We start from the raw sequence: 16,074 nt of genomic DNA, 5'->3' as shown, positions 1-16,074 counted from the left end.
AATATTGAGGTTGCCACAGGATTGTCGATGAAAAATATTTTTACCAAAACGAAAAAGAAACTCACCTTTGATGAAACCCAAGAAATCGTTACCCCGTTTGCTTTTAAGTTAGATCAAAATTTATTTGGTACGCCAATCGCCAGCCCATGGAAACGGGGGGTTGCCTTGGCGATAGACGGATTGCTGATTGCTATGTTAAGTAGTGCCGGTGGTGAATTTTTAGCGGTAGCCTTTGCCATCATGGCGTTTCGCATGGGCAGCAAGAAAAGAGCAGAGCAGCAAGGCAAAGTGTCGGGCCGAAAGCGGCGGGCGGTGATGCGATTTTTTGGCGCTTTTATTGTGTTTGTCTTGCTGGTGGAAACCTTGCCACCTATGGTCAATGATATTTTTGATGATGATACATCCTCTCATCGTTCTAACAATGCGACTGATAATGGTGCTGAATATGACGATGATGTTGACGGTAAAGACGTTGATCTTGCCACTGCACTTAAAATTACTGGTTATGCGATAAACGTGGTGAGCCAGGCGGAGCAAAGCGATTGCCAACAGCTTGACTGCTGGCAACGGATATTAAAGGATGTGCCTGAAAATGCCGTTGAGTTTGACTTTGACCGACACCTGGCTAACGAATTGTTTGCTGAAATAGCAGAAGCGACAGAGTTGGATGCAACTGATCAACAAGCATTGGTTGCTGGTTTCAAGGCTCAATATCAACGAATACAGCCCGATGCTGAAATAAGTGCAAACACTGAAATTGAACCCGTAGAAAATACTGTGCCCACGACAGAACAAAAATTGGCAGAGCAAAAACCGGCAGAGAAAAATGGCGATATTGATAAGCTAAATAATGCTTTGGAGAAAATAGAGCAATTGGAATCAGAAAATAACGGCAACGATAGACCTATTTATTCGATTGTGGAATTAATCAAAGGCTTTATTGTTGACGATTTAGGCCTGGGTATCGGTTGGGCGGCACTGTACTTCTCTGTGTTTACCTCTCGCTGGAACGGTCGAACGCCGGGTAAGCGTTTGATGAATATTAGAGTGTTGCAACTTGATGGCACGCCGCTATCGCTGTGGGACAGCTTTGGCCGCTTTGGTGGCTATGCGGCCGGGACGGCAACTGGCTTGCTAGGTTTTTTACAAATATTCTGGGATCCAAACCGACAGGGTATTCACGATAAAATATCTGCTACGGTAGTGATTGATGAGAAAAAACGCGTTGACCCTGAAATTATCCGCGTTGCCAAAGAAAAAATAGCAGCCCAACAAAGCAAATAAAGAGGTCCTATCCTAGAATAAGTTGACGGAATTAGAGGCCAGTTACCGCAGTAACTGGCTACTATTAATGTGAGGAATTAATGAAACGCATAGCTCAGCTTTAAAAATGCCGTTCTATCTTTTTTCTTTAATTCGTTTAGCGCATCATCTTCGATGGCGATATCTGAATAACCTAAAAAGAATACCGTTTGCGGGTTAAGCTTATAGGAATATAATAATTCGGTCACTAGTTCATCTTCTTCAGTTGAAGGGTATATTACATCGGGATTGTTGCTTAAATTATAATCTGTTTGCGTGTATACCAGGGTAAGGCGTAAAAAGCTGTTCACGTCAAACGCGTAAGTAAGTCTTAAGTCACTAATGTTCTCTCTAAACACGTAAGCACCGTCGGCTTCAAGTTCGGCGAAACTGTAGTTAAAATTGAATTCCAGGTGGCGAGTGATATTCCAAACTAAGCGAGGTGAAATTTCAACAATATCGCCTTTGCGATCATTTCCATAATCGATGGCATCACCGAATAAAGTATAAAAATTCATATAAACGCTGGCAACGGGCTGGAAGTCGGTATAAAGCTGGATCTGATTTAAATCATAACCATCGGTATTGCCATCAATTGCATCATTGTGTTCATCAAATCGCAGGCCAACTTGCTGCTGATCGATGAAAGTTAAACTGAATGTCGATTGCCAGGGGCCATACATTCGAAAATTCAGCTCTGTGGTTTCATTGATTAATTCATTATCGTCATTGTGAGTGGTTTCAAATTCAACGCCAATATTGGCTTCTGTCCACCAACCATCGTCATTATAAAAGTTACGAACCAATTCAGTTGAAAATTCATTGCTGTCGACTTTCGGAAGAAACCCTAAATCGGCACGAAAATCTTTACCAATAGCCTGGTACATCAAGTTAAACAACCAGTCTTCACTGCTGTGTTCAAAAGCAAGATGATAGGCCTGATCTGACAAATCATTGACATTATTATCTTCATCACTATGGTCGAGCAAATAATTCGGATATTCACTGTCAGAGGTTAATACCTGCGCAATGACTGAGTTACTTAGTGATAACTTATATTTGGCATCGATTCCACTTACCAGGTTTGCATAATCATCGGCACTTCTTAAGGTAGAGATAAAGCCGAAAGATAAGTCTTCATCGACGTCATACCGATAGCGTAATGCAGCAGAAAAGCTGTCATCATCAATTTCGGCAATGGAAGAGAAGAGGTTACCTGGGAGTATGATATTGGTGCGGTTGTCCTGAGTGATAAACAGACCAAATGAATGCTCATCAACGCGGCCAGTCACTTTACTGCCGTAATCAGGATCGGCAATGTTGCGGGTATAAACCAGGTTAAATGGACTGGAAAAATACTCGGCATTGTCTAGGAAAAACGGCCGCTTTTCGTCATAAAACAAGGCATAGGTTTTATTAACCTTGAGTTTACCAGCATCCGATTCGACCGTAGAAAAATCTGGGTTCACCGTGGCATTTAGTAAAATGTCGGGAGTGATGCCCCATCGCACGCTCAAACCTACTTCAACGTCTTCATCACTATGCCATTCTTCATTAGAATAAACATCACGTATTTCATTACTGCTGGCAACAATGGACGGAGTTATTAATACGTTATTGCCAATTTTTGCCTGTTCGAAGCCCTGCATTTCTGCCATTTGGCAAATCCAACATGGATCATCCCGATTAAGTGGGATGTTGGATATTCTAAGAATATTATCTCTGGGGTATTGGCGAATGAGTTCGATGCCCCAGGTTTTGATATCGGACCCTTCGGCAAAGTTTAGTTCAGAATAAGGTATGGCAAATTCAACCTGATAGCCTGTTTTAGTGATTTTTCCAAAAGATTGCCAGATGCCATCCCAATTAGTATTCGTGTTACCGGTCATTTCATTTTCAATGCCATCATTTTGTACACCATAGGGGTTTACAAAGAATTGATAGGCTAAACGGTGATCATTAAAGGTATCTAATTTGATGCCGACGATATCATCTGAGAAGGCATCATCCCGGTCTCTGATGAAAGCCTGAATTTTTTCAGGGTCGGGATCTTGGGCATTGAAGGCAAAATAGATATGTTCCCCGTCCTCAAAAATGTAGGCGTCAGTTTTAATGGGGCTGGGGGTGTTTTCATAGGGGTAGTTAACAATATTTAATTCGACATGCTTGGCTTGTTGCCAGGCAGGTTCATTAAGTTCCCCGTCAAAGGTAATGCTGGCTTTGATGTTAGGAATGGCTAATGGTTGGTTCGCTAAAGAGGGAAAGGCTAACCCGAAAAAAAGTGATAAAGTACAAAATTTTTTTGCACTTTTCCATGGCAAAATCATGACTACTTCCTATGTTTGCTCTAATTTAATTATTATTTTATTTACTAGCTGGAAACTACCAGTGATACTTGCCATTTTATAACGTATTAAAGGACTTACTGTCAATTGTTAAAAAATGTTTCGAGGCGGGTAATTCAATATTTTAATGAGCCAAGGAACTGCATTTTTGGTCGTATATTGTGCTTGGATTGGGCATAATAATATTTACAGAATTTGTAATCACTTAGCAATTAAACGGGAGTCTTTGGTGTCTTTAGCATTTGTTGATTTTATTGCGCTGGCGATTTTTTTTAGTAGCTGGGTCGGCTATACCCAATTTGCGCGAATTAAAGCCAAAAATACCGCTTGTTTATCAAGATGCTTACATCAGCATCGAATTTTGTGGATGCGGCAAATCTTAGATAATGATGTGCGGGTTTCACACGCGTCGTTGTTATCCAATTTAGAGCGACACGTATCGTTTTTTGCATCGACTACCTTGCTGGTAATCGCGGGGGTTTTAACTTTGTTTACCCAGGTAGACAATGTCAATGAAGTACTGTCTTCGATACCCATAGCAACGGAAAGAAACCATGTTGCCATTCAAATCAAACTCAGTTTGTTAGGCATGATATTTATTATGGCATTTTTCCAATTTACCTGGTCGATGCGTCAATATGGTTTTTTAAACATCATGATCGGCGCGGCACCGGTAGAGTTGCATACTAAAAGCGCGCGTTTACTCGATTACGCCAAACAAATGGGCGTAGTACAAGATCAGGCCGGGCATGCCTACAATTATGGTTTACGCTCTTATTATTTTTCTTTAGCGGCATTGAGTTGGTTTTTCCATCCATTACTGTTTATTATTTCCAGTTTAGCGGTGGTGTACGTATTGTTTACTCGTGAATTTAAATCGCGGGCCTTACAAGCGATCAAACAGGGCATTCAAGATTTAGACCCGGAGAATAGCTATGAATAAGATTGCCAAACATTATTTTTGCAAAAACTGCGGCATAAAATCATTTTACCTACCACGGTCAAATCCTGATGGTTTTAGTATTAATGCCCGCTGTCTGGGCACTAGCGATTGGCAAGAGAGGCAAATTGATGCGTTTGACGGGCAACATTGGGAAGCCAATGCTGGTCGCTTAGCACATTTGTCGAAAGAGTAGGGCATTCGTTAAAATGCACCCTCTGGCACAATACAGCTTTAAAGATTTTGATAAGCATAACTGTTTAAAACTCTCCTTTAGTTTTTATTTTATTTTGATTTTTTTGCTTAGGGGTTATGCCATTGGCATACTTTCTTTAAGTAATATGCGCGATAAACTCAGTTTAATTCAGTGGTTTTACCCTGAATCAACGGCTTTTTATCTAAGTTTAGTTACCGGAATTCCCGGATTGTTGTTGTTTGTGTTGTTGCTTGCACGCAGACCTGCGGCAAGTTCGTGGCTAAAATCTCTATGGCCAAAGTTCCTGCTATTAAGCACGATTGCAGTATTTATTGATTTAAGCTTTTACTGGGGGCTGTTCTTTATTCTTCAGCAGGGAAAATTGAGTTGGTTAATTGGCCAAAGCGTGATTGGTTGTGCATTATTATTACTGATAAAAACCAGTCATCGGGCAACCATTAATTTAGTGGAATTCCCTGAAGAGATAGAAGAAAAACCGAAAAAAAGACGCACAACTGATCTTCCTTAAAGGGGAATCCCCTTTCAGGAATGCTCAACCAGTTAATGTAAGTTCGCAACCCCGGCTATTGGGGTTTTGAAAAATCGTAAATTATCTGCATCTGCGGCGGGCAATTCACCCGCTTGAATATTGCATTGTAACGATGGAAAAATAAGTCTTGGATTCGCCAGCGTTGCATCTCGCGCTTCACGGATTTTCACGTAATCGGCTTGGCTTACCGCGGCGTTAATTTGAATATTTTCAGCCCTTTGTTCAGCAACCGAAGTTAAAAACTTTAATTCTCGTCCACCAGGTTGATAATCATGACACATATAGAGCTGAGTGTTATCGCCCAAGGCATAAATCTTTTGGATTGAGCTGTAAAGCAAGGCGGCATCACCGCCAGGGAAGTCACAGCGGGCTGAGCCAGAATCGGGCATAAATAAGGTATCTCCGATAAAGGCATTGTCGTCAATCACATACGTAAGGCTGTCTGCCGTATGGCCCGGCGTTTCGAGAATGCTGAATTCAAAATTACCCAATGGCAGTGTATCACCTTGTTTTAATAAACGATCAAATTGAACGCCCTGAGTGTTAAAGTCTTTGGCTAAATTGAATAAAGATTTAAAAGTTTGTTGGATGCCTTTAATACCGCCGCCAATACAAATATCACCGCCAATTCTTTCTTTAATATAAAACGCGGAAGAAATATGATCGGCATGCGCATGTGTTTCAAGAATATATTTAAGATTGAGTTCATTATCTTTAATAAAGGCAATGAGTTGCTTGGCATAAGTACAATTGATGCTACTTGCTAATTGATCGTAGTCTAGTGCTGGATCAATGACTGCACAATCTTTAGTCTGATCATCAAATACGATATAGCTAAGAGTAAACGTTGCTTTATGGAAGAATTGTTCAATTTGTAAAGCCATGGCTATTCCTGATCTTAAATTTGTTGATGCATTATTAAAGATTTAATCAATGCTTTCTGCTCTTAAAGATGATTAAGCGGTTATATTTAAACCGTTATTTATGGCTTATAGCCAGTATCTTCGATTAAACCCTTACCTTCGGCGGCACTGCGAGCCAATTGATCACATTGTTCATTTTCGGGGTGGCCAGAGTGACCTTTGACCCAATGCCAATCTATGTCATGACGTTGGCTTTGTTCGTGCAGTGCTTTCCATAGATCAACATTTTTTACTGGTTGTTTACTTGCGGTGCGCCAGTTATTTTTGATCCAGTTTTTTATCCAGCTAGTAATTCCTTGGCGAACATATTGACTATCGGTGGTTAAGGTAACTTTGCAAGGTTGTTTCAAGGTTTTTAACGCTTCAATTGTTGCCAGCATTTCCATCCGATTATTGGTGGTTAGCTTAAAACCTTGTGACAACTCCTTACAGTGACCATTATACTTTAACACTGCACCATAGCCACCCGGACCAGGGTTACCTAAACAAGAACCATCGGTATATATTTCTACGTGTTTTTGCATTGCTGTTTATATCTTTTGTTGCACATTTATGCGAAAGAGTTTATCAGCTAAACCGTCTTGCTTAAATATATAGTCTGTTTAATTGTGTTATTTTTTAATAATCGATTTACAGCCTGGGGTAAAATTTGATTGAATAGCGTTTATAAAGAATTAATTGATAGCGAAAGGCTAATTTGTGCAAAACCATTCAACAGAGTCTCAACATCCTCAACCCCAGGGACAACAAGATGAACCACAAGAACGCATTATTGTTCTTGATACCGAAACCACAGGTATAGACCCAAAACAAGGTCATAGAATTGTAGAAATTGGTTGCGTTGAGCTGATCGACCGGAAACTTACCGGCCGTAATTATCATGTTTACATTAATCCGCAAATGCACATGGACCAAGAGGTTATTAATATTCATGGCTTGAGTAATGAATTTTTACTCGATAAACAGTTGTTTAACCAAGTTGCTGATGACTTCATCGAATTTATTCGTGGTGCCGAGCTGGTTATTCATAACGCTCGATTCGATGTTGGCTTTATGGATCATGAATTTGCCATGACCCGTCGTGGTTTACCGAATACTTATGATATTTGTACCGTAACCGATACGCTAAAGACATCAAGAGACGAATTTGGCTCGCCAAAAACGTTGGATTTTCTAGCGCGTCATTATGGGGTTGAGAAACTGGTTGATCGTACTTACCATGGCGCATTAATTGATGCCCAGTTATTGGCGTACGTGTATATTGAGATGACTCGTCATCAAAATACCCTGAACTTAAGCCAAGGCGATGAAAATACAAGTGATTCGCTGAGTGTACGACGAGTAGATCAAAATAGATCAGGTTTAAAGGTGATTGCAGCGTCAACAGAAGAACAACAAGCTCATGACCAAAGAATGGCAATTATCGAGAAAAAAGCAGGACACAGTATTTGGCGCGGTGAGGTATCAGCCGAGAACTAACTGATCGGCTAAAATGGAGTCATTTTGCCCTAAAAATATGCGGATTGTATGACATTTGTGCAGTCAAACATTTTTATTAAAAAAAGTAGTTGACTCGTATAGTTCATATCCGTATTATTCGCTCCGCATTCAACGACATGTTGTTGAAGATGACTTATGCAGCGGAGTGGTAGTTCAGTTGGTTAGAATACCGGCCTGTCACGCCGGGGGTCGCGGGTTCGAGTCCCGTCCACTCCGCCAAGTAAGCTGATATGCAGCAGGAACTCGAAAGAGTCCCGGCAACATATCCGCCAATAAGTCATCAAGTAATGCTGCAAGTATATCCTTTGCGGAGTGGTAGTTCAGTTGGTTAGAATACCGGCCTGTCACGCCGGGGGTCGCGGGTTCGAGTCCCGTCCACTCCGCCAATTTGGTTGATATATAGTAGGGTACTCGAAAGAGTCCCGACAACATATCCGCCACTTGATATACATAAAGCATTACCAATCAAATCTCAGCGGAGTGGTAGTTCAGTTGGTTAGAATACCGGCCTGTCACGCCGGGGGTCGCGGGTTCGAGTCCCGTCCACTCCGCCAACGATTTGATAATAAACATGTATCTTTTGCAAATGATTTTGCGGAGTGGTAGTTCAGTTGGTTAGAATACCGGCCTGTCACGCCGGGGGGCGCGGGTTCGAGTCCCGTCCACTCCGCCACATCATTTGATTCAAATGTTTATCTTCCTGACATTCAAAATACCCTTATTAAATTACCGTGTGGTAGTTCAGTTGGTTAGGCTCTTTATAAAGTTAGCGGCCTGTCTCGCCATGCTCTTTTGGGGTCGCGGGTTCGAGTCCCGACAACGAAGCCAATATGTTTTCTAAATACAAAAATTCTTATTAGCTCCAAATATTATTTATTAAATTACCTGAGTGGTAGTTCAGTTACTCTTGTCATATCAGCGCTCTTGATAAAATTAGCGGCCTGTCTCGCCATGCTCAGCTCTTGTAAATAATTGCTCGCGGGTTCGAGTCCCGACAACGAAGCCAATATGTTTTCTAAATACAAAAATTCTTATTAGCTCCAAATATTATTTATTAAATTACCTGAGTGGTAGTTTAGTTACTCTTGTCATATCAGCGCTCTTGATAAAATTAGCGGCCTGTCTCGCCATGCTCTGCTCTTGTAGATAAGTGCTCGCGGGTTTGAATTCCGGCAATAAAGCCATTTATGTCATTTCATTTTATTTTGCCGTTATCACTCTTCCATTAAGCATTTGAATAAATGCATTTATCCAACCATACTCAGCACTAGCCGTTATCTCTGAAAAAAGGAATAATTATGTCGTGAAATGAAAAAGATCTAGGAGTAATTACCGTACTCCTTAAGCGGTTTGAAACTGAACGACTGCCAAGGGCTCAAGCATTAAAAGCTAAGGTTGATAATGGTTATATACTCGATGATGCGGACCTTAACTATCTTGAATTGGTGTTAACCGACTCTCATCAAGTGTTGGGACTAATCAAAAAGCATCCAGAATTTGCAACTTTAGCAAAAGCAGCTATCATAATTTATGAAGAGATAATGAGTAAGTCACAACAAAATAGTCAGTCTCAGTAATCTTGATCCTGGCAAGCATTAGCCTGTAGATTAATTGCTATATATTACAATAAACATCAATGAGTAGAGCTAAATAATACTCAACCAAAAGCTCACAGGTTGCTGCGAACGATAAGCGGATATAACTGCTTTTAGATAATAAGAAAAGATAGATAATAATAAAATTTCAAGGAAATAAGAGTATGAGTATTAAACAGATTGTTTTTTATGCTTCATTGGTTTTAGTGTCAAGTTGTTCGTCACAAAATCAAACTGAAAATGAGGCTGGCGACATGCCACTGCAATCAAATTCTTGGAGTTACACTCCTAATTCTAGTGAAGAATGCCCTCAAATTAACGACCTGTACCATTTATCTAGTGAATCCTTTAAATCGCAGAATGACCAATACTTGAATCTGGGTAATTCAGATATTAATTGGGTAAACTTGATTAATAATTTAGATAGAAAGGCCAAGACTAGTAAGTTCTTACGAAGCAATGGTGAAAATTTAAATGGGGAGCTAAAAGTCGATCTATCTAAGCAGCAACTGCTGATAACCTATTATGGCAACGATAGTCAGCATAAGTATGTAGATACATTAGATTTGGAAAAATTGGGATTTAGCTGTTCTGGTGGTAAGCTAATATATCCTATACATGATTTTTTCGGCGGCGGGGGTAGCAGCGCAATTAATGTAAAAGTTTATCGGGAATTATTTGTATCTGATGACAATAATCTTGTTTTGTATAGACAAACAATTAACAGTAAAAACTCAGTACATACCTATCATATTTTCAAAGCCAGTAAATCATAAAAGATGACTGTATCTTAACAACACGTTATACCGTTCAGTGATTTAACGTAATGTAATCAAAAGCTCACAGGAGGCTGTGAGCGAATAGGCGACTTCCGCGATAAAAGAAAACACACACCGTCATCCCTGAAGAGCACTAGCGATATCAGGGACCTCCTAACGCGTAATGTGGTTATAATAAATAGCACAGCTACCATTTAAGATATTGTTAAATATATTACTTTATTAAACCTCTGCTCAACTGAAGGAGGTCCCGTGTCTCGCTTAAGCTCGCACAGGATGACGTTGTTAATTGTTTCTGAGTATTGCCCGGAGATCCCGTGCAAAAGCATAACGGGATGCCTTCAAGGCTCAACATTATTGAATTATTCTCGTTCTCTCTTATAGTTAATGAGTAGAAGAAATTAGAGTGACTTATGAACTATACGTTAGAGATAGATATCGATTTGCCTGTTCAACGTGTTATTGAATTGTTTGATGACAGTGAAAACATGAAACGTTGGCAACCGGATCTCATTAGCTTTGAGGCGGTTAGTGGTGCTCCTGGACAAGTAGGGGCAGAATCTAAACTGACTTATAAGATGGGTTCTAAAGAAATAGTGATGACTGAAACCATCACCATAAGAGATTTACCTGAAAAATTTGCTGGGGTTTATGAAACTGAAAACGTATGGAATTTGGTTGAAAACTCATTTGTTGAGTTAGACAACAATAAAACCCGCTGGATTTGTAAAAACGAATTTAAATGCACGGGATTTGTTAAGCTTATGTCGATGCTTTTGCCTGGCATGTTTAAAAGCCAGTCGTGCAAGTATTTAACCCAGTTTAAAACCTTTGCCGAAACACAATAGTGTTAAACCGTAAATGCTAAAAAGCCGTAGCGATTATGCTACGGCTTTTGGCGTATTAAGCGGCGGTGTTGGTTATAACGGCTCTTGCTTAAGCGGCTTTAATTTTGTTTTTCTCCGGTAAGTTTGCCTGATGCTTTTCCTGGTTTGCGATTAAATCCATGGTCTCAAAGTCATCTACGTTAATCACGGCTTTACGTTGCTTTTCAGTAACAACAAGCAGCTCGGCTTCTTCGGTTGAGATATAACCATTGGCAAGTGCAGTATCGGCGAGTTGATCAAGATTGATAATGGCGTGTCTTTTGCCAGTGGCTTTGTTGATTTTATCGATAACCTTCTCAGCTTTAATGATGTTGATTAACGTTGCTTCTAGCTGTCCGGTTACACTGCCATTTGTTTGGTTCAAATACTGGCCTTTCCCTAGACGGTCTCGACTCGCTGATGGGGTTTGTATAATCATAGCCACTTTATGATCTAATACATCACTCGGTTTTTTCATTGAGGTGCCAAATGGTAAAACCAGTAGCTTAAACAGTTTCCCAAGCAAGCGGTTAGGGAAGTTTTGAGTTAACTCTAACATTGCCTTTTCACATTTATATAAGCTATCTTCAACGGCCCACATCATTAATGCTTCGTCTTCTTTTATTCGGCCTTCGTCGTTAAAACGTTTTAACGTAGCGGAGGTTAAATATAAATAGCTTAATACATCACCCAGACGGGCCGAAATACGCTCACGGCGCTTTAAGTCGCCACCAAGAGAAGCCATAGATAAGTCTGAAATTAAGGCCAGGTTTGAACTAAAGCGCGTCATAATTTGATAATAACGATGGGTCTTATCTTTAAATGGTGCTTTTACAAAATGCGCTGCCGATAATGAGAACCAAACCGAACGGATCATATTCGAAATAGTGAAGCCCACATGCCCGAATACTGCTTGATCAAAGTCTTCAACGGCTTGTTCAAAGTTTGGATTTGCCGCTGCTTCCAGCTCAGCCAGCACATAGGGATGACAACGTATTGCTCCCTGGCCGTAAATAATCATGTTGCGGGTTAGAATGTTTGCCCCTTCAACCGTAATGGCAATGGGGGCTCCTTGATAGCCCCTTGCCAGGTAGTTTGCCGGGCCCATGCAAACCCCTTTACCGCCATGAATATCCATAGCATCAATAATGCAGCTGCGCATTTTTTCGGTTAAATGGTATTTACAAATGGCGGAAACAACCGATGGCTTTTCACCTAAGTCTACCGCACCGGTAGACATAGTCGTTACCGCATCCATTAGATAAGCGTTGCCACCAATACGACCCAGAGCTTCTTCCACCCCCTCCATTTTACCAATAGGCAGTTTGAATTGACGACGAATATGGCTGTAAGCCCCAGTAGCTAAAGCAACCTGCTTGGTGCCTCCGGCAGCATTTGAAGGCAGGGTGATTGCCCGGCCTACCGATAAACATTCAACCAGCATGCGCCAACCTTGGCCCGCCATGTCAGAACCTCCGATGATAAAATCAAGCGGAACAAAAATGTTTTCACCTTGAGTCGGGCCATTTTGAAAGGGGACGTTCAAAGGGAAATGTCTACGACCCGTTACCACCCCTTCAATATCGGTAGGGATCAAGGCGCAAGTGATGCCTAAATCACTCTCTTCACCGATTAAATTATCCGGATCATAAAGTTTGAATGCCAAACCTAAAATGGTAGCAATCGGCGCCAGAGTAATGTAACGCTTATTCCAGGTTAAGCGCATGCCCAGCACTTCTTTGCCGTCAAATTCGCCTTTACAAACAATACCAAAATCAGGAATTGCACCCGCATCAGAGCCTGCTTCTGGGCTAGTTAAGGCAAAACAAGGGATTTCTTCCCCGGTAGCTAGTCGTGGCAGGTAATGGTCTTGTTGTTCTTTGGTGCCGTAGTGTTGCAATAGTTCACCAGGACCTAAAGAGTTGGGCACGCCAACGGTACTGGCCAACACAATAGAAACACCACTGAGTTTTTGTAAAACTCGAGATTGCGCGTAGGCACTAAACTCTAAACCGCCGTATTGCTTTTTGATGATCATCGCAAAAAACTTATTGTCTTTTAAGTATTGCCATACTTCGGGGGATAAATCGGCTATTTCGTGCGTCGTTTCCCAGTCATCACATAAACGGCAGACTTCTTCTACCGGGCCATCGAGAAACTCTTGCTCTTCGAGGGTTAATCTTGGTTGTGGAAATTTGTGCAATTTGTCCCAGTTAGGATCGCCTTTAAATAGCTCCGCTTCAAACCAGGTAGTACCGGCATTAAGTGCGTCTTTTTCGGTGTCAGACATTTCGGGCATGATCTTTTGAAAAGCTTTGAGTAACTTGGAGCTAATTAATTGCTGACGTAAACTTCGAACATTGAGAGGTAAGGCCACAGCTACAAACACTATCCAAGCGAATGTTCCAACAAAATTATAGATATAACCAATAAACAGCATGGCAGTAAAAGCGAGGGTAAATACCCTTAAAGAAGCTCTGTTGTAAGCTAAATAACTAGTCACGATAAGGGCTATGGCTAAGCCAATTAAAAATTCCACATTAAATCCTTTATATATTACGACAGGGAGAGAGGTCTGACCACTAATTTAAGCATAATAACATTTTGTTAATAATTCAAATTAAATGTATCAATAAGTATAATTCATCCTGTCAGTTATTCGAATAAACTGAAATAATGTCTAATAATTGAAATGAGCAAACGCTATGGCATAACATAGTGTGAGTTAGTTTAAACATAGTGATAGGAACAGCGCATGTGCGAATTATTGGCGATGAGTGCCAATGTACCAACGGATATTTGTTTTAGTTTTGCCGGGTTAATGCAACGAGGTGGCAATACCGGGCCGCACCGAGATGGGTGGGGGATTACCTTTTATGAAGGCAAGGGCTGTAGAACTTTTAAAGATCCACAACCGAGTTTCGATTCTGAAATTGCCAAACTGGTCAGCAATTACCCGATCAAAAGCGAAGCCGTAGTGTGTCATATTCGTCAGGCAAATGCCGGTGCGGTGAGTTTAGAAAACACCCACCCATTTTCTCGAGAACTGTGGGGACGAAATTTTACTTATGCACACAATGGTCAGTTAGCAAATTATCAAGAAATTCTTAAAACTCATAAATTATTATCTATAGGTTGTACCGACAGTGAACAGGCATTTGTCTGGATTTTAGAGCAGTTACGGGTAAAATTTGGTGATAGCCGGCCAGAACAAGAGCCACTGTTTAAGTTTCTGGCAAGCTTGTGTCGTTTAATTGATCCACTTGGGGTGTTTAATTTGATTTTGAGTGATGGTGAATTTATCTTTGCCTATTGTTCGAATAATTTGCATTGGATCACCCGGCGAGCACCATTTGGCCCGGCCAAGTTAATTGATACCGATGTTGCCATCGATTTTAAAAAAGAGACCACGGAAAATGATGTGGTTACGGTAATTGCTACTCAGCCCCTCACCGCGGATGAAACCTGGATTAAATTAAAAGCGGGTGATTGGTTAGCTTTTGTTAAGGGCGAAATTGCCTTTAGCGGCAACCGGCTCTCTTAATTCTTGTTATTTTCTTCGGAATTGGCGCTAGCTGCTTTTTTGACATCTGGGTCAACCGAAACCAGCTCTGCTTGAAACTGTTGAAAACTGCTTTCTATTTGGTGAAGTTTCACCATCATGTAATTAAGCTCAGGGGCAAACCAGGCATAAGTGACTTGTTTAGAGCCTGGTTTTTTACGCTTCAATTTAACCGTATCTAACACCCCATAAGGTAATAGCAGTTCTTCTGTGCCTAAGTATTCGTAGTGATAGCTGCTCACTTTACCTGAGCTACTTAACGCTTTGAAATTGAAGTCTTTCTTTTTATTGATCAAATTTATACGAGATTGCAGGTGATAACTCAGCTTACTTTGTAAGCCATCTACCCATTCACCTTTCATCGGTTTGTTGTTCTTTTTTAAGTTGTATGCGGTTTTATTGTCTGCATCAAACCGCCATTCATAAAACTTGTCTTTACCAGTGCCTTCTCTATCTGACTTATAAGTTAGCGGGATAACCTGGCCATTGACAATTCTGTTGGTGGTTATTTCACGGCGGTGATCAGAAAATATAAGCCACTCAATGTCGGTTTTATAATTGAAGTCGAAACTGCCATCGGGAAGGTTTTTTAATGTTCTAACCGCTTTGCCAACAATGTCGCCATCGTGGACAATATTGTACTTCGCGGTAAAGTCGTCGATGTGGCTGACCACTTCATTGGCAGCTGCCGCTTGAGAAAAGTAGGACAGGCCAAGGCCAATAATAACGGGAGGTAAAAACTTACTGCGCATAGTGTTCCTTATTGCTTACTTTAGTTGCTAACACTTTGTTAGAGTTAGCTAAAGTTGGAGTATGGTAACAGTAAGTTAGTTCAAAAAAATTCTCATACCAATTTTAATACTGTTAATCTTCGCTGGCATAGCCATTTTCAGGCAATGCTTTACCATCAAGTTTGGCACAATCTGCAGACATTGCGAGGCGAGATTGACAGAACCATTTCGCCACTAACGGATAGATACGGTGTTCTTGTTGATGCACTCGCGAGGCCAGATCATCGGCACTGTCACTTTCAAATACAGGTACTTTCGCTTGTAGAATGACCGGGCCGCCATCGAGCTCTTCAGTGACAAAATGTACGCTAACCCCATGTTCTTTATCGCCCGCATCGATGGCACGCTGATGCGTATTCAGGCCTTGATATTTAGGCAATAGCGAAGGGTGGATGTTCAGTAACTTGCCTTGAAAATGTTGCACAAAACCGGGGGTTAATATGCGCATAAAACCGGCGAGAATAACCAAGTCAGGTTTAAAAGTATCAATATTGGCAATGAGCTCAATGTCATAGGCTTCGCGCGAGTCAAACTCTTTGTGCGATAACACACAGGTGGCAATATCAGAATTTTGCGCTCGGGTTAAACCATAAACATCGGCTTTATTTGATACTACACCAACCACATCACCCTCTATGTATTGGTTCTTGCAGGCATCAATGATAGCCTGCAAGTTAGTACCACTACCCGAGATAAGAACAACAATTCTTTTCTGGGCCGTCATT

14 protein-coding genes and 4 tRNA genes are annotated in these 16,074 nt (G+C 41.0%); 12 read left to right on the top strand and 6 right to left on the bottom strand.

From position 1 onward, the window contains the following. Positions 1 to 27 precede the first annotated feature (27 nt). On the top strand, positions 28 to 1,284 hold the full coding sequence (locus tag ND16A_RS02365; RefSeq protein ID WP_033079046.1) for an RDD family protein: 1,257 nt from the start codon (positions 28 to 30) through the stop codon (positions 1,282 to 1,284). Between the two features lie 77 nt (positions 1,285 to 1,361). On the opposite strand, the gene ND16A_RS02370 is transcribed toward ND16A_RS02365, so the two are convergent. Then, positions 1,362 to 3,629: a carbohydrate binding family 9 domain-containing protein gene (locus ND16A_RS02370; protein WP_033079045.1), complete on the bottom strand. Its 2,268-nt coding sequence runs from the start codon at positions 3,627 to 3,629 to the stop codon at positions 1,362 to 1,364. Between the two features lie 247 nt (positions 3,630 to 3,876). Here ND16A_RS02370 and ND16A_RS02375 point away from each other — a divergent pair, with 247 nt between their 5' ends. Genes ND16A_RS02375 through ND16A_RS20415 form a run of 3 tightly spaced genes read left to right on the top strand, consistent with a single transcriptional unit; the run spans position 3,877 to position 5,312 of the window. After that, the gene (locus ND16A_RS02375; RefSeq protein WP_033079101.1) at positions 3,877 to 4,590 is read left to right on the top strand and encodes a DUF599 domain-containing protein; all 714 of its coding nucleotides are present in this window, start codon (positions 3,877 to 3,879) and stop codon (positions 4,588 to 4,590) included. After that, positions 4,583 to 4,783: a hypothetical protein gene (locus tag ND16A_RS02380; protein WP_052073299.1), complete on the top strand. Its 201-nt coding sequence runs from the start codon at positions 4,583 to 4,585 to the stop codon at positions 4,781 to 4,783. The genes ND16A_RS02375 and ND16A_RS02380 overlap by 8 nt, the downstream gene beginning before the upstream one ends. A gap of 13 nt (positions 4,784 to 4,796) precedes the next feature. Beyond that, positions 4,797 to 5,312, top strand: coding sequence for a DUF2919 family protein (locus ND16A_RS20415; protein WP_052073298.1), 516 nt, complete (start codon positions 4,797 to 4,799; stop codon positions 5,310 to 5,312). A gap of 32 nt (positions 5,313 to 5,344) precedes the next feature. Here the strand turns inward: ND16A_RS20415 and ND16A_RS02385 are convergent, their stop codons facing one another. Then, positions 5,345 to 6,217, bottom strand: coding sequence for an MBL fold metallo-hydrolase (locus tag ND16A_RS02385; protein WP_033079044.1), 873 nt, complete (start codon positions 6,215 to 6,217; stop codon positions 5,345 to 5,347). A 98-nt stretch (positions 6,218 to 6,315) separates the two neighbouring features. Continuing rightward, on the bottom strand, positions 6,316 to 6,780 hold the full coding sequence (rnhA, locus tag ND16A_RS02390; RefSeq protein WP_033079043.1) for a ribonuclease HI: 465 nt from the start codon (positions 6,778 to 6,780) through the stop codon (positions 6,316 to 6,318). Between the two features lie 244 nt (positions 6,781 to 7,024). Here rnhA and dnaQ point away from each other — a divergent pair, with 244 nt between their 5' ends. From dnaQ to ND16A_RS02425, 7 genes are all read left to right on the top strand, one after another. After that, on the top strand, positions 7,025 to 7,735 hold the full coding sequence (gene dnaQ, locus ND16A_RS02395; protein ID WP_033079098.1) for a DNA polymerase III subunit epsilon: 711 nt from the start codon (positions 7,025 to 7,027) through the stop codon (positions 7,733 to 7,735). Between the two features lie 163 nt (positions 7,736 to 7,898). Then, positions 7,899 to 7,975 (top strand) — tRNA-Asp (locus ND16A_RS02400). Positions 7,976 to 8,065: 90 nt separating this feature from the next. Further along, positions 8,066 to 8,142: transfer RNA gene (locus ND16A_RS02405), tRNA-Asp, on the top strand. Between the two features lie 91 nt (positions 8,143 to 8,233). Beyond that, positions 8,234 to 8,310 (top strand) — tRNA-Asp (locus tag ND16A_RS02410). A gap of 42 nt (positions 8,311 to 8,352) precedes the next feature. Then, a tRNA-Asp gene (locus tag ND16A_RS02415) sits at positions 8,353 to 8,429 on the top strand. 1,086 nt (positions 8,430 to 9,515) lie between these two features. Next, entirely contained in the window at positions 9,516 to 10,127 is a 612-nt protein-coding gene (locus ND16A_RS02420) for a hypothetical protein (RefSeq protein ID WP_033079042.1), read from the top strand. A gap of 416 nt (positions 10,128 to 10,543) precedes the next feature. Next, complete coding sequence (locus ND16A_RS02425) at positions 10,544 to 10,978, top strand: SRPBCC family protein (protein ID WP_033079041.1); 435 nt, start codon at positions 10,544 to 10,546, stop codon at positions 10,976 to 10,978. An 88-nt stretch (positions 10,979 to 11,066) separates the two neighbouring features. Here ND16A_RS02425 and fadE read toward each other — a convergent pair whose 3' ends face one another. Then, positions 11,067 to 13,535, bottom strand: coding sequence for an acyl-CoA dehydrogenase FadE (gene fadE, locus ND16A_RS02430; protein ID WP_052073297.1), 2,469 nt, complete (start codon positions 13,533 to 13,535; stop codon positions 11,067 to 11,069). A gap of 216 nt (positions 13,536 to 13,751) precedes the next feature. Here fadE and ND16A_RS02435 point away from each other — a divergent pair, with 216 nt between their 5' ends. Continuing rightward, positions 13,752 to 14,540, top strand: coding sequence for a class II glutamine amidotransferase (locus ND16A_RS02435; protein WP_033079040.1), 789 nt, complete (start codon positions 13,752 to 13,754; stop codon positions 14,538 to 14,540). Here the strand turns inward: ND16A_RS02435 and ND16A_RS0119695 are convergent. Next, entirely contained in the window at positions 14,537 to 15,310 is a 774-nt protein-coding gene (locus tag ND16A_RS0119695) for a DUF3108 domain-containing protein (RefSeq protein WP_052073296.1), read from the bottom strand. The genes ND16A_RS02435 and ND16A_RS0119695 overlap by 4 nt on opposite strands. A gap of 112 nt (positions 15,311 to 15,422) precedes the next feature. Further along, a complete protein-coding gene (purN, locus tag ND16A_RS02440) occupies positions 15,423 to 16,073 on the bottom strand; it encodes a phosphoribosylglycinamide formyltransferase (protein ID WP_033079039.1) in 651 nt (216 codons plus the stop codon). Position 16,074 lies beyond the last annotated feature (1 nt).

Origin of the sequence: Thalassotalea sp. ND16A (assembly GCF_000764205.1) — a bacterium.
GTDB lineage: Bacteria > Pseudomonadota > Gammaproteobacteria > Enterobacterales > Alteromonadaceae > Thalassotalea_A.
Note: the sequence above shows the minus strand (reverse complement) of the source record. Positions and strands in the feature narration are given on the sequence as shown.

Excerpts from the sequence above, each read along its gene's own strand:
- ND16A_RS0119695 (WP_052073296.1), bottom strand. The coding sequence starts at position 15,310 with ATGCGCAGTAAGTTTTTACCTCCCGTTATTATTGGCCTTGGCCTGTCC.
- ND16A_RS02370 (WP_033079045.1), bottom strand. The coding sequence starts at position 3,629 with ATGATTTTGCCATGGAAAAGTGCAAAAAAATTTTGTACTTTATCACTT.
- ND16A_RS02420 (WP_033079042.1), top strand. The coding sequence starts at position 9,516 with ATGAGTATTAAACAGATTGTTTTTTATGCTTCATTGGTTTTAGTGTCA.
- ND16A_RS02385 (WP_033079044.1), bottom strand. The coding sequence starts at position 6,217 with ATGGCTTTACAAATTGAACAATTCTTCCATAAAGCAACGTTTACTCTT.
- ND16A_RS02435 (WP_033079040.1), top strand. The coding sequence starts at position 13,752 with ATGTGCGAATTATTGGCGATGAGTGCCAATGTACCAACGGATATTTGT.
- rnhA (WP_033079043.1), bottom strand. The coding sequence starts at position 6,780 with ATGCAAAAACACGTAGAAATATATACCGATGGTTCTTGTTTAGGTAAC.
- purN (WP_033079039.1), bottom strand. The coding sequence starts at position 16,073 with ATGACGGCCCAGAAAAGAATTGTTGTTCTTATCTCGGGTAGTGGTACT.
- ND16A_RS02380 (WP_052073299.1), top strand. The coding sequence starts at position 4,583 with ATGAATAAGATTGCCAAACATTATTTTTGCAAAAACTGCGGCATAAAA.
- ND16A_RS02365 (WP_033079046.1), top strand. The coding sequence starts at position 28 with ATGAAAAATATTTTTACCAAAACGAAAAAGAAACTCACCTTTGATGAA.
- ND16A_RS02425 (WP_033079041.1), top strand. The coding sequence starts at position 10,544 with ATGAACTATACGTTAGAGATAGATATCGATTTGCCTGTTCAACGTGTT.
- ND16A_RS20415 (WP_052073298.1), top strand. The coding sequence starts at position 4,797 with ATGCACCCTCTGGCACAATACAGCTTTAAAGATTTTGATAAGCATAAC.